At 65.2% G+C, this 13,786-nt stretch carries 9 protein-coding genes; 3 read left to right on the forward strand and 6 right to left on the reverse strand.

Going from position 1 to position 13,786, the window contains the following annotated elements; genetic code table 11:
• Nucleotides 1–119: 119 nt before the first annotated feature.
• Nucleotides 120–3,527 (reverse strand): Rne/Rng family ribonuclease, encoded by a 3,408-nt coding sequence (locus F8G81_RS14250; RefSeq protein ID WP_267275369.1) that lies wholly within the window; start codon nt 3,525–3,527, stop codon nt 120–122.
• A 456-nt stretch (nt 3,528–3,983) separates the two neighbouring features.
• Between F8G81_RS14250 and F8G81_RS14255 the strand changes: the two genes are divergently transcribed.
• A complete protein-coding gene (locus tag F8G81_RS14255; protein ID WP_267275370.1) occupies nt 3,984–4,661 on the forward strand; it encodes a vitamin K epoxide reductase family protein in 678 nt (225 codons plus the stop codon).
• Nucleotides 4,662–4,795: 134 nt separating this feature from the next.
• Here the strand turns inward: F8G81_RS14255 and ndk are convergent, their stop codons facing one another.
• Genes ndk through ileS form a run of 4 tightly spaced genes read right to left on the reverse strand, consistent with a single transcriptional unit; the run spans nt 4,796 to nt 10,391 of the window.
• Nucleotides 4,796–5,215, reverse strand: coding sequence for a nucleoside-diphosphate kinase (ndk, locus tag F8G81_RS14260; protein ID WP_267275371.1), 420 nt, complete (start codon nt 5,213–5,215; stop codon nt 4,796–4,798).
• Between the two features lie 37 nt (nt 5,216–5,252).
• Nucleotides 5,253–5,690: a DUF4233 domain-containing protein gene (locus F8G81_RS14265; RefSeq protein WP_267275372.1), complete on the reverse strand. Its 438-nt coding sequence runs from the start codon at nt 5,688–5,690 to the stop codon at nt 5,253–5,255.
• A gap of 3 nt (nt 5,691–5,693) precedes the next feature.
• Complete coding sequence (locus F8G81_RS14270; RefSeq protein WP_267275373.1) at nt 5,694–7,052, reverse strand: bifunctional folylpolyglutamate synthase/dihydrofolate synthase; 1,359 nt, start codon at nt 7,050–7,052, stop codon at nt 5,694–5,696.
• Between the two features lie 3 nt (nt 7,053–7,055).
• Nucleotides 7,056–10,391, reverse strand: a complete 3,336-nt coding sequence (gene ileS / locus F8G81_RS14275; protein WP_267275374.1) for an isoleucine--tRNA ligase — start codon at nt 10,389–10,391, stop codon at nt 7,056–7,058.
• Between the two features lie 362 nt (nt 10,392–10,753).
• Between ileS and F8G81_RS14280 the strand changes: the two genes are divergently transcribed.
• Together F8G81_RS14280 and F8G81_RS14285 are read left to right on the forward strand one after the other, a co-directional pair.
• Entirely contained in the window at nt 10,754–11,800 is a 1,047-nt protein-coding gene (locus F8G81_RS14280) for an endonuclease/exonuclease/phosphatase family protein (protein WP_267275375.1), read from the forward strand.
• Nucleotides 11,801–11,888: 88 nt separating this feature from the next.
• The gene (locus tag F8G81_RS14285) at nt 11,889–13,010 is read left to right on the forward strand and encodes an endonuclease/exonuclease/phosphatase family protein (protein WP_267275376.1); all 1,122 of its coding nucleotides are present in this window, start codon (nt 11,889–11,891) and stop codon (nt 13,008–13,010) included.
• Here the strand turns inward: F8G81_RS14285 and F8G81_RS14290 are convergent.
• Entirely contained in the window at nt 12,950–13,747 is a 798-nt protein-coding gene (locus F8G81_RS14290; protein ID WP_267279229.1) for an SDR family oxidoreductase, read from the reverse strand. The two genes, F8G81_RS14285 and F8G81_RS14290, sit on opposite strands and share 61 nt — an antisense overlap.
• Nucleotides 13,748–13,786 lie beyond the last annotated feature (39 nt).

The following is a 13,786-nucleotide window of genomic DNA, read 5'->3' on the forward strand; positions in this document are numbered from 1 at the left end:
TTAAAGGCGAATGCCCGGCTGGGCCGTGAGAAATCACGGCCCAGCCGGGCATCCCGACAGCGCGGCTCCGCCGAGCAAAGCTCCTGCTGCCAGCAGCTCCTGCTCTTAGAACCCTGCTGTTAGAGTTCCGACGCCGGCACTCCTACGCCCAAAATGATCGGAGCCTCGGCTCCGGCCGTCCGGTCCCCCGTGGCAACCTTCGCCGGCTCCGGGGCCTTGGCCGAATGCGAGTGTCCTTCCGGCGCTGTGTGCGTACCTTCGTGGTGTTCCACCGAGGTGGCGTTGGCAGCACCCTGGGCACGGCTGGCGCTCCTGTTACGGCGCGGGCGGCGGGAGCGTGACTGCTCAGCCGTGTGGTCGGAGTAGTCCTTCTCCTCCACCGCGGGCTCCGGCTGGCGGGCAGGACGTCCCGCCTGGATCTGCTCACGTCCGGCCTGCTCACGCCCGGCCTGCTCACGCCCGGCCTGCTCCGCCTGGACACGTTCGGGCTCCGCCTGCGGAAGGGCAGCCTGCAGGCGTTCCTCTGCCGGAGCGGGCTCGCCCAGGTGGGCGAATGCCTCAGCCAGGCGGTCCAGTGTCAGCGCCGGCTTCTGTGCCTGGTCCTCGGCGTGCTCCACGAACGGCAGCACCACCTGCTCACCGCCGAATGTCAGCACGGCCGCAGGTCGGCCTGACGTGTCAGGCTGGTGCCGCTCGGGCACTGCAGCAGGCGTGGCCTGCTCTGCTTCCGGGGAGGCCTGTGCCTGAACTCCGCGGGCGGCAGCCTGGGCCGCCTCGTCGTCGTGCAGGTGCGCCGCGTGTGCTGCGGCCGCAATGTTGGCAAGAGCCGCCCTGGTGGCCTCAGCCTTGGCATGGCGCTCGGCGTCGCTGGGATCGGGGTGGACCGTGTGGATCTGGATGGGTGCAGCCGGAGCCACGTCCAGCGGCTGGCCTCCCCGTCCGCGGCGCCGTTTGCGGTCCGGACGTGCGCCCGGCTGGTTTTCGGTCCGCTGGGCGTCCGTCCGTTCCGGGCGCTGGGCGTCCGGGCGGCTGTCAGAGCGCTGTACGTGGTGCTCGGCGGCAACAATGTTGGCCCGGCGGTGCTCCACGGGATCATCGTGGGTGACGATGCCGCGGCCGGCACAGACCTCGCACTGCTCTCCGAAGACTTCGAGAAGCCCTGTACCCATCCGCTTGCGGGTCATCTGGACAAGGCCCAGCGAGGTGACCTCGGCCACCTGGTGCTTGGTACGGTCGCGGCCCAGGCACTCCACCATCCGGCGCAGCACCAGGTCCCTGTTGGACTCCAGCACCATGTCGATGAAGTCGATGACGATGATGCCACCGATGTCGCGGAGCCTGAGCTGGCGGACAACTTCCTCGGCCGCTTCCAGGTTGTTCTTGGTGACGGTTTCCTCAAGGTTTCCGCCGCTGCCGGTGAACTTGCCGGTGTTGACGTCCACCACTGTCATGGCTTCAGTGCGGTCGATCACCAGGGAACCGCCCGACGGCAGGAACACCTTGCGGTCCAGTGCCTTGTGAATCTGCTCATCGATCCGCCAGGCCGCGAAGATGTCCTGATCCTTGGTCCACTTTTCCAGCCGGCCCACCAGGTCAGGCGCAACATAGGTGACGTAGGCCTCGATGGTGTCCCAGGCCTCCTCGCCGGAGACGATCAGCTTGGAGAAGTCCTCATTGAAGACGTCGCGGACCACCTTGATGGTGAGGTCCGGTTCGCCGTACAGCAGTTCCGGGGCGAGGATCTTGGTGGACGTGGATTGGCCTTCGATGCCCTCCCACTGCGCCCGCAGCCGGTTGATGTCGTGGGTGAGCTCCTCCTCGGACGCGCCCTCGGCGGCGGTGCGGACAATAACGCCTGCGTGCTCCGGGAGCCGGTCCTTCAGGATGCGCTTGAGGCGGTTACGTTCGACGTCGGGCAGCTTGCGTGAGATTCCGGTCATGGATCCGCCGGGCACGTACACAAGGTAGCGGCCTGGAAGGGAGATTTGGCTGGTCAGGCGTGCGCCCTTATGGCCCACGGGGTCCTTGGTGACCTGGACCAGGACGGTATCTCCGGATTTCAGCGCGTTCTCGATGCGGCGCTGCTTGCCTTCGAGGTTGACGGCCTCCCAGTTCACTTCGCCGGCATAGAGCACGGCGTTGCGGCCGCGTCCGATGTCAACGAAGGCTGCTTCCATGGACGGCAGCACATTCTGGACCTTGCCCAGGTAGACGTTGCCGATCAGCGAATCCTGCTGCGTCTTGGAGACGAAGTGCTCAGCCAGGACGCCGTCCTCCAGCACTGCGATCTGTATTCTGTCGTCGCGCTGGCGGACGATCATCTGCCGGTCCACCGACTCCCGGCGGGCAAGGAACTCGGCCTCGGTGATGACGGTGCGGCGGCGGCCAGTGTCGCGGGACTCCCGGCGACGCTGCTTCTTGGCTTCGAGCCTGGTGGAGCCCTTGACACTGGTCACCCGGTTGTTGACTACCGGCTCGGTAACGGCGCGGGGAGCACGGACACGGGTCACTGTGTTGGGCGGGTCATCGTCCCCGCCACCGGTAAGTTCGAGGTCCTGCTCACCGCGGCGGCGACGGCGACGGCGGCGGGAGGTCACGCCCTCTTCAGCCTGACCGGCAGACTCTTCATCGGCGTCGTCCGCGGTGCTGTCCTGGGCGCCTTCGGCGCTATCACCCTCAAGGTCACGGCCGCCGGTGCGGCTCCGTCCGCGGCGGCCACGGCTGCGGCGCCGGCCGCGGATGCCGGCGTCATCGCCGGAGCCGTCCTCGGCGTCGTCGTCCTCTGCTTCTTCCACAGCTGCAGCCGGAGCAGGAGGAGCCTGGCGGACCACGGTGCTCAGGTCCGGGGCCTGGAACAGCACAGACGTGGGCGACGGCTCCAGGAAAAGCGATCCAAAGGGGCTGGCGGCCGGTGCTGCTTCCTCGGCCTTGGCTTCCACTGCCGGCTCGGGTGCCGGTGCGGCTTCAGGCTCTGGTGCGGTTTCAAGCTCCCTGTCCGTGGGGGCAGCGGCGTCTTCAGCAGCGACTTCCTGACCTGCGGACGTTTCTTCTTCGGCGGCCACGGGTTCGGCCGCCGGGGCGGACAGTGGCTCGGCTGCGGACCTTGGCTCGGCGGCGGACATCTTGCGGGTGGCAACACGGCGACGGCGCACAGGCTTCGCCTCGGCTTCGGCGTCGGGACCAGCAGCGGCAGCTTCCGGGTCAGGCTGGGCGGCGGCAGGCTGATCATTCACGACGGTGCCGGCCTCCTCTACAGCGAAGGCAGGAAGGGGCTCTGCTGTGTCAGCCTTCTTGCGGGCGCGTGTGCGGCGGACAGGCGCCTTGGCTTCCGGGGCCTCTGCGACAGGTGCGTCCGCCGACGGGGCGCCCGTTGCGGATGCGTCCGCCACGGCTGTCTCCATGGCCTCACTTGCTGCCGGGGCAGCCTTCCGCCGGGTCCTGGTGGCTTTCTTCGGAGCTTCCGGGGCTCCCGCGTCATCGCTAACTGCTGCATTGTCGTTAACGGCTAGGACTTGTTCATTTTCCATATGTGGCAACACTCCTGCCCCTGACGTACCGCCACATCCGGCACCCATTGGGGCACATATTGTCAAAACCCGCAGGCATTGACAGAAGTCAAGTGGATACTCCCAGGTTCGCACCGGCAGTGGGGTGCGGCAGCCCGTGGGAGCCGTCGGCTGTGTTCTGAAAACCCGTTGTTCTACACGCCACAACCAGGTGCCGACCAATGGAATTGCGGGAAGCCGGATCAGAGAATCCGATGCCTGCCCTGCTCATCATTGGCGGTCTTGGGAACAAGCCACCGGACCGGAGTCCGAATGTGGGTCGGTCTCCAGCCACGTTCATTCTCTCACACACCGGCTCGAAGACGGCGGAGGCAACCGCATCCGGTCAGTGGCTGGTTCTGCAGGCTGAGTCCCGTCCCCAGCCGCCGGCGTTACAATCAGGGCAAGGAGCACCCGATGCAAAGGACGCAACGAACCATGCCCAGTATCTCCCCTGCCAGGGGCGCCGGAAGCCCGGCCTCAGCCGCCGTGGCAGCGCCGGAACCCATCACGGACGCTGGCGTGCCACCCATGGCCCGAAACCGGCCGTTTGGCTGGCTTTTGGTCATCACCGGGGCCATCGGCTGGCTGGCTTCCGGAATCCTCGTGCTGGAAAAGCTCGAGGTACTCAAGGATCCGAACCACACCACTGTCTGCGACGTTAACCCGTGGATCTCGTGCGGTCAGGTAATGCAGACGCCGCAAAGCTCCGTGTTCGGGTTCCCCAACATGTTCATTGGCATCGTCGCTTTCGCGGTCATCATCACCACGGGCATGGCCCTGCTGGCCGGCGCCAATTTTGCCCGCTGGTACTGGCTGGGACTCCAGGCGGGCGTGACGCTGGGCTTTGCGTTTGTGGTGTGGCTGTGGTTCCAGGCCTTGTATGAAATCCACATCCTGTGCCCGTTCTGCATGGTGGTCTGGGCTGCCATGATCCCCCTGTTCGTCTGGGTGACAGTCCGGAACATCACGCAGGGCGCCATCCCGGTGCCTGCCGGTGCCGCCCGTATCGTGGGCGAGTCGGGTTGGATCGTGACCGCGCTGCTGTACGTGGCTGTCATCGCCACCATCTTCTTCGCCTTTATCCAGGTGTTCGTGGGAACCTCAGGCTTCTAGTTCCAGCCGCACCCCCACCACACAGCCCCCACAGACAGCGCGAACGAACACTTGAGGCCCCTGTTCCTTTCAAAACAGGGGCCTCAAGTGTTCGTTCGCGCCATAGTGGGCGAAGGATTCGATCCGAAAAGAACCTAGTCCTGGAACCAGATCTTGATTTCGCGCTCCGCGGAGTCCACCGAATCTGATCCGTGGACAAGGTTCTGCTGCACCTTCAGGCCCCAGTCGCGGCCAAAGTCGCCGCGAATGGTGCCGGGTGCTGCCGTCGTGGGGTCCGTGGTGCCGGCGAGGGAGCGGAAGCCTTCGATGACGCGGTGGCCTTCGAAGATCGCCGCCACTACCGGGCCGCTGAGCATGAACTCCACGAGCGGCTCGTAGAACGGCTTGCCCACGTGTTCCTCATAATGCTGCTCCAGCAGCTCACGGCTTGCGTCCACCTTCTTCAGCTCGGCAAGGGTGTAACCCTTGGCCTCGATGCGGCTCAGGATGGCGCCGCTCAGGTTACGGGCCACGCCGTCGGGCTTAATCAAAACCAGGGTGCGCTCAATGCTCACGGTTGCTCCAATGCGTTGGTGGGGTTTCGGGACAATTCTACGAGGCTTCGGGATGCGCGGCGTTCCACTGTGCCTGCTCGAGTTCCCGCTGGGCCGCCTCGGAATCGATCCTGATGCCCGTACGGATGCCGTACCACCAGGCCAAGCCAAAGAGCGCACCCACCAGGAACATCATGGGTTCCACGATGCCGATAAGAATCAGCACGATCTGCAGGATCCACCCCAGGGCGATTCCCCAGGGCTTTGCCAGCACCGCACAGGCGAGGATCATCACCACGCTGAGGGCGATGCCAACACCCAGGATCAGCGCCGGCGGAAACTCTCCCAGCTTGAGCCCAAAGACGGCCAGCGTGGCGAAGAATGCCACAAAGGCCTCGAGCAGCAGGACAGTGGAGGCGAACATCACCTTGGTTGAGCGGCGCTTTTTCGGCATTCCCGGACGCCACTCCCGCTGGGCTTTCGTCAGCCTGGCCATCGGCTAAGCCTCCGTCTTTCCCAGCAGGATCCGCGCTTCGGCGACGAGAGTGATGGAGCCTGTCACCAGCACTCCGCCGGAGAGGTCGTCGTTCGCCTCTGCACGTTCAACGGCCCATTCCAGGGCGTCGTCGAGCTTCTCGGCTATGTGGACGTTGTCCTCGCCGAAGCCCATTTCCACGGCAAGCTCCGCGAGCTCGGCGGCGGGCACCGCCCGCGGGGAGTTGGACTGGGTGAAGCAGTACTCATCGGCCACCTCGCCCAAGGATTCCTTGAGCTGGCGAAGGATTTCCTCGGCGTCCTTTTCCTTTAGCACGCCCACCACCGGCACCAGCTTGCTGAAGCTGAAGGCCTCCTGGATCGCTTCGGCGGAAACACGGATGCCGTCGGGGTTGTGCGCTGCGTCCACGATGATGGTGGGCGCTGTCCGGACAACCTCAAGGCGGCCGGGCGAGGTGACGCTGGCGAATGCTTCCTGGAGCAGCTCGGCGTCGAGTTCCTTTTCGCCGCCGAAGAACGCTTCCAGTGCGGCCACGGCCACAGCCGCGTTCTGGGCCTGGTGCGCGCCGTGCAGCGGTACGAGGACTTCCGGATACCGGCCTGCGATGCCCTGGATGCTGACCACCTGGCCGCCCACGGCAACCGTCCGGGATTCGACGCCGAACTCCACGCCTTCGAACCGGAACGGGACACCCACGTCCTTGGCCTTTTCGAGCAGCACCTGGGCAGCATCCACCGGCTGGGCTGCGCTGATCAGGTACCCGCCGGGCTTGATGATGCCGGCCTTTTCATACGCGATGTCCTCGGTGGTATCACCCAGCAGGTCTGTGTGGTCCAGGGAAATGGGCGTGATGACGGACACCTGGCCGTCCCCTACGTTGGTGGCGTCGGTGATGCCGCCCAGGCCCACTTCAATCACCGCGACGTTGACAGGCTGATCGGCAAAGATGGCAAAGCCAAGGATGGTGAGGCATTCGAAGTAGGTCAGCCGGGGTTCACCGGCCGCCGTCAGTTCGTCGTCCACGATCTGCAGGTACGGGCGGATTTCATCCCAGATCCGGACAAACGTGGCATCAGATACCGGGTGGCCGTCAATGCTGATCCGCTCGGTGACCTTGGACAGGTGCGGGCTGGTGTAGCGGCCCGTACTCAGTCCGTGGGCGCGGAGGCCGGCTTCAATCATCCGGGCCGTGGAGGTTTTGCCGTTGGTCCCGGTCACATGAATGATCGGGAAGGCCTTGTTTGGCTCCCCCAGCACGTCCATGGCGCGGAACAGCGGCGCCAACCGGGGTTCCATCTTGTTTTCCGGAGCCCGGCCGAGCAACTCGGCGTAGACGCTCTCAACGGAGAATTCGTCGCTCATGTCCTAGGCCTCTACTTTTTCGACGGTGATCTGCAGTTCAGTGTCATCTCCGCTGGAGGACATGTGAAGTTCTACTGTGAGCGTTTCGGCGACGACCAGGTTTTCGTTGGCCTTGATGGCTTCCACCATGCTTCTGGGTGCCTGGATACCCGTCCGGATACGGTCGCTGACGTTCAGCCCGGCATCCTTGCGTGCCTGCTGGATGGCGCGGACCATGTCGCGGGCAATGCCCTCAGCCTCAAGCTCCGGGGTGACCTCAGTGTTGAGGACCACAAAACCTCCGCCGGGAAGCACGGCGGCCGCCCTGGTGGCTGGACCAGTACCGGCGCCGGCCGCGGCTTCCGCCACTACGGTCTCCAGCGTGTATTCCTGCGGTTCCAGTTCCAGGCCGCCGGCCGTGACAACGCCTGCCTCGGAGACTGACCAGTCGCCGGACTTGGATCCCTTGATGGCCTGCTGGACGTTTTTCCCGAGGCGCGGACCCGCTGCCCGGGCGTTCACCACGAGCTTCTGCTCAATGCCGAACTCCTCGGGCGAGGCGCTCTCGGCGTCGAGCAGCCTGACGGAACGGATGTTCAGTTCTTCGGCGACGACGGCGGCGAAGCCTCCCAGCGCATCCGCGCCCGGTGCCACAACGGTCAGCTCCTGCAGCGGGAGACGGACGCGGAGGTTGGCAGCCTTGCGGAGTGAAGATCCGGTGGAGCAGATCTGCTGCACCCGGTCCATCGCTTCGACCAGGGCCGGGTTGGCCGGGAACAGGTCCGCATCGGGCCAGTCGGCGAGGTGCACGGAGCGCCCGCCGGTCAGGCCCCGCCAGATTTCCTCGGACACCAGCGGCAGCAGCGAGGCAGCCACGCGTGAGACGGTTTCCAGCGCCGTGTAGAGGGCGTCGAAAGCGTCAGCATTCTCGTCGAAGAAGCGCTGGCGGCTGCGGCGGACATACCAGTTGGTGAGCATGTCCAGGTAGCTGCGGAGTTCATCGCAGGCCCCTGAAATGTCGTAGCCGTCCAAATGCCCAGTGACGTTGCGGACCAGGTCGCCGGTGTTGGCCAGCAGGTACTGGTCAAGGGTGTCCTGGTAACCGTCGTAGCGCAGGGTGGCGTCGTACCCTTTACCGCCGTTGGAAGCATTCGTGTACAGCGTGAAGAAGCTGTAAACGTTCCAGAGCGGCAGGATGACCTGACGGACGCCGTCGCGGATTCCCTGCTCGGTGACCACGAGGTTGCCGCCGCGCAGGATGGGGCTGGCCATCAGGAACCAGCGCATGGCGTCCGAGCCGTCACGGTCCAGGACCTCTGAGACGTCCGGGTAGTTGCGCAGGCTCTTGGACATCTTCTGCCCGTCAGAGCCCAGCACGATGCCGTGGCTGATGACGTTGCGGAAGGCCGGCCTGTCGAACAGCGCGGTGGAGAGGATATGCAGCATGTAGAACCAGCCGCGGGTCTGGCCGATGTACTCCACGATGAAGTCGGCGGGGTTGTGGGTATCGAACCAGGCTTCGTTCTCGAAGGGGTAGTGAACCTGGCCGTAGGGCATCGATCCGGAGTCGAACCAGACATCCAGCACGTCCTCCACCCGGCGCATCACGGATTGCCCCTCTTCGGGGGTGCGCGGATCGTCCGGGTTGGGCCGGGTCAGCTCGTCGATGAAGGGGCGGTGCAGGTCAACCTGGCCGTCCTTGTTCAGCGGCAGGCGGCCGAAATCGGCCTCGATCTCTGCCAGTGAACCGTAGACGTCGGTCCGCGGGAACTCAGGGTCGGATGACTGCCATACCGGGATGGGACTGCCCCAGTAGCGGTTGCGGCTGATGGACCAGTCGCGGGCGTTGGCCAGCCACTTGCCGAACTGGCCTTCCTTGACGTTGCCGGGGATCCAGTTGATCTCCTGGTTCAGTTCGGACATCCGGTCCTTGAACTTGGTGACCTCCACGTACCAGGACGACACCGCACGGTAGATCAGCGGATTGCGGCAGCGCCAGCAGTGCGGGTAGCTGTGCTCGTAGCTTGCCTGCCGGACCAGCCTGCCCTGCGCACGAAGTACCTGGGTGATGGGCTTGTTCGCCTCAAAGACCTGCAGGCCCGCGATGTCATGCAGGTCGCCGTGCTTGAACAGCGGCAGGAACTTTGCTCCTTCATCCACCGACAGCACCACGGGGATACCGGCCTCTTCACAGATCTTTTGGTCATCTTCGCCGTAGGCCGGCGCCTGGTGCACGATGCCGGTGCCGTCGGTGGTGGTTACGTAGTCTGCCGGCAGGATGCGCCAGGCGTTCTGGGTGCCGAACTTCTCGGTGTCGCTGAAATCTTGCCAAAGCGGCTCGTACTGCAGGCCCTCAAGCTCCGCGCCCGTGTGCGTGGACGTAACGGCGGCTGCGGCGGCGTCGAAATCGTCGTAGCCGAGATCCTTGGCGTACGTGCCCAGCAGGTCAGCGGCCAGCAGGAAGCTTCCGGTGACGGGAGCCTCCGGCGACGCGGCCTTGATCCCGTGCGGGCCGGCTGGAAGCACCGCATAGGTGATTTCAGGCCCGACGGCGAGCGCGAGGTTGGTGGGCAGGGTCCAGGGTGTGGTGGTCCAGGCGAGCGCCTGGACTCCTGCCAACTCCTGCGAGAGCGCGGACGTTCCGGCTGTGATGGGGAAGGTGACGGTGACTGTCTGGTCCTGGCGGTTCTTGTAGACGTCGTCATCCATGCGCAGCTCATGGTTGGACAGCGGCGTCTCGTCTTTCCAGCAGTACGGCAGCACGCGGTACCCGTTGTACGTCAGGCCTTTTTCGTGCAGCTGCTTGAAAGCCCAGAGGACGGATTCCATGTACTCGACGTTGAGGGTCTTGTAGTCGTTCTCGAAGTCAACCCAGCGAGCCTGGCGGGTGACATAGCTCTTCCATTCATCCGCGTACTTCATCACCGAAGCGCGGCAGGCGTCGTTGAACTTGTCGATGCCCATGGCCTCGATCTGGGTCTTGTCGGTCATGCCCAGCTGTTTCATTGCCTCCAGCTCGGCGGGCAGCCCATGGGTGTCCCAGCCGAACCGGCGCTCGACCCGCTTGCCGCGCTGGGTCTGGTAGCGCCCCACCAGGTCCTTGGCATAGCCGGTGAGCAGATGGCCGTAGTGTGGCAGGCCGTTGGCGAAAGGAGGGCCGTCGTAGAAGACGAATTCGTTGCTGCCGGGCTCGCCGCCGGGCGCATCGGCACTTCGCTGGTCGATGCTTGCCTGGAAGGTGCCATCCTGGTCCCAGTACTTCAGGATGCGCTCTTCGATCTCCGGGAACTTCACGGAGGCGGGCACGGTGGCCGCCGCGCTGCCGGAAGCTGAGGCTGAGGCTTTGGGGTAATACGTCATTCTCGACATCCTGGGTTGAGCTGATGAACACATGTTCCGTTCAGGATGCGAGGACGGCCTCGGTGCTGTCCTGGGACTGCACGCTGACCGCGGTACCACCTCACTTACCGGTAACGCCCCCACGAAAGGGGACTGCCTACCGGCCGCTCATTACTGCTGTGACGGGCTTACCCGTCCGGTTCTACTGACGATGCGGGCCAACCGGCCCAAAACGCGTTCTTCCGGAAGCTCACCGGTGATAGCCGGGTCATAGCCAAGTTCGAGTCTACTATCGCCAGGGCGTTCACCGCCATTCCTGGGCAGGGCCCAACTGGAACCGCGGAATCGTTGGAAGTGCGGGCCAGGCCACCAATAATGGGGGGATGGAGAGCGGCGGCACCAACGGGCGGCGACAGTTCCGCCGCAGCAGTGCCTTCTGCTGGGTCATAGCTTTCCTCCTGTGTCTTCCAGGCGCCGGCCTGACCGCAGTGCGGCTGGTGCCGTGGGACCTCGGCACGCCCTGGATCCAGCTCTTGTCCGTGTTCCCGGCAACCGTGATGGTGACACTGGTGTCCGCCATGGTCGCGCTGCTGGCCGTTTGGCTGGACTTCCGACGCAGCAGGACCCTTCTGGCTGCGGTGGTGGCTGGCGTGCTGGTGGTGCAGCTTGGCATGGTCCTGCCCCGGGTCCTTCCGGAGGGCGGAATGGACCCGGAAGCGGCGGCGCAGGCTGCCAGCGCGGACGCAGGCCGTGAACTGACGGTGATGGCCCTCAATGTGGGGCCCCCCGGGGTTGACGCGGGTGCCATCCTGGCCGAGGCACGGGCCCGGAAGGTTGACGTGCTGGCCCTGCCCGAGCTGGCCCATGCCAGCCTGGAGTCGCTGGACCAGGCAGGAGTGGCAGCCGAATTCTCCCACCGGGCACTGGACGTTGACTGGGCGGGCACGGGCAGCGGCATCTTCTCCCGCTTCCCATTGCAGACCGTGGAGCGGGTACCGGGCAGCGTTTTCTACCAAAGCCGGGCGGTGGCAACTATTCCAGGTGGCGGGCAAGGCCTGTATCTCACTGCCGTGCATGTCGACTCTCCGCGCCCAGGCCACACGCCCTACTGGCGCGCCGAGCTGCGGCAGCTCGGCGAACTCAGGCGGGATATGCAAGGGTCTCCCCCGGTCATCCTGTTGGGTGACTTCAATGCGGGGCATGATCACCGCGAGTTCCGCGCCCTGCTGGATACGGGGCTGACAGACGCCGCTGCGTCAGTGGGCAAAGGGCTGGCCCCCACCTGGCCGCAGAACAGCCGGATTCCGCCGTTTGTGGCACTGGACCATGTGCTGGTCAGCCCAGGTATCACGGTACTGACGTTCGACACCGTCAAGATCGCAGGAACCGATCACTCCGCTGTTGTGGCCACCTTGAGCCTGCCCCGGTGACTGAGGGCGGCATGCACCGGTGACTGCGCGCGAGCGCCGCATACAGAGCCGGTGCGGTGTGATGGCAACGGCTGCCTAGACTCTGTGCATGACTGTTTCCACCCGGGTCCGCGCAAAAACGCGCCCTGCAGCGCTCTTCAGCTGGTTGTCGCTCATTGCCGCTGTCCCGGTGGCGGTCCTCTCGGCCTTCCGGGCCGTTCCTGCCGAATGGCCGGTACTGGTGGTCCAGCTCCTGTCCTTCACCCCATGGCTGGCGCTGCCCGCTGCGGTATCGCTCCTCTTGGCTCTCCTGGGCAGGCGCCGGTGGCAGCAGGTTGTGGCGGCGCTGCTCCTTGGCTGCCAGGCGTTTTGGCTTTTCCCGTTGGATGCAAGCCGCCCGGCAGCCGACATGACAGGGGCCAGCGTTGAACTGAAGGCCATGACCATCAATTCTGAGTACGGCCAGGCAGATGCCGCCGGCATCGTGCGCCTTGTCCGGGAGAAGGGCGTGGGCCTGCTGACTGTCCAGGAGCACTCCCAGGACCTGCAGGACAGGCTTTCAGCCGAGGGCCTGGACGTGCTGCTGCCGCACAGGATCAGCGACCCCACCGACGACGCGGCGGGCAGCGCGGTGTACTCGCTCTTCCCCCTGGAGCAGGTGGGCCTGATCCCGGACACACCCTTCAAGATGCCAACGGTCCGCCTGACAGCCCGCCACGGATCGTCCATAGCAGTGCTCGAAGTGACAAATGTCCATACACTGCCGCCGGTTGACCACCGGGTTGAGCAATGGCGCAGCGACCTCGCAGCCCTGGGAAGGTCAGCGGAACGCCCCGGCAACCGGCTCCTGATCGGCGACTTCAACGCGACCTTTGACCATCCTGAGTTCCGGGAACTGCTGGCTGCCGGGCATCCCGGAGACGCCAGCCCCGGTGGAAACCAGTCCGGGCTTGTGGATGTCGGTGTCGCGGCCGGCTCAAGGCTGGTCCCCACCTGGCCCATGGAAGGCCTCATGCTTCCCGGCATCGCCATCGACCACCTGGTGACCAGCCCGGGCGTGGGCAGCTCCGGGTATGAAATCCACCCGGTGGAGGGAACGGATCACGCGGCAGTCCTGGCAACCCTCGCCATCCCCGCCACCCGACCGGCCCTAGCCCACGTCAGCCCGACTCAGCCCCTGCGGATAATTTTGTGGTTGGCGGCTTGGGCAACAGGCCTGATTACGATCTGATCGAGATTGACGTGATGCGGGGCGCTCACGGCGTACCGCACCACATCCGCTACATCCGCGGCGGTCAGGGGTTTCTCGACGCCCTGGTAGACCTTTTCGGCGGCCTGCCGGTCACCGAGCCGGTTCAACGCGAATTCCTCAGTCTGCACAAGGCCGGGAGCCACCTCGATGACGCGGATGTTGTGTTCTGCTTCCTCAAGTCGCAGCGCCCCCGTCATTGCGTGCTGGGCAAACTTCGCTGCGTTGTAGCCGGCGCCGCCCTCATACGCCACCAGGCCGGCCGTGGACGTCAGGTTCAGGACAGTTCCTTCCCCGTTGGCGCGCAGCATCGGCAGGAACGCCCGGGTCAGCTTCATGGTGCCGAGCACGTTGACCCGGTACATCCACTCCCAGTCCTCACTGCTGGCCGCACCCACAGGATCGGCACCCCTTGCTCCGCCGGCAATGTTGATCAGCGTTCCGATCCCTCCTGCCTCCGTCACGCGGGCCAGCAGCTGCGCAACGTCAACGTCTTCGGTGATGTCAGCAGGAATCGCGACGGCGCCGGTTTCGGTTTCCAGGGCGGCAAGCCTTTCGGCGCGGCGTGCCACGGCGAAGACCGTCCAACCGTCGGCCCTGAGCGCCTGCACTGTCGCCTCGCCGATGCCGGTACTGGCGCCCGTGACTACCGCCGCCCTGTTCTGCGCCGTCTTGTTCTGTGCCGCCCTGTTCTGGCCCGCCTTGTCTTGTGCTGTCATCTCCTGGAACTCCTCAGTCATGGCACCCACAGTAACGGC

Origin of the sequence: Arthrobacter sp. CDRTa11, from assembly GCF_026427775.1 — a bacterium.
Taxonomy (GTDB): Bacteria; Actinomycetota; Actinomycetes; order Actinomycetales; family Micrococcaceae; genus Arthrobacter.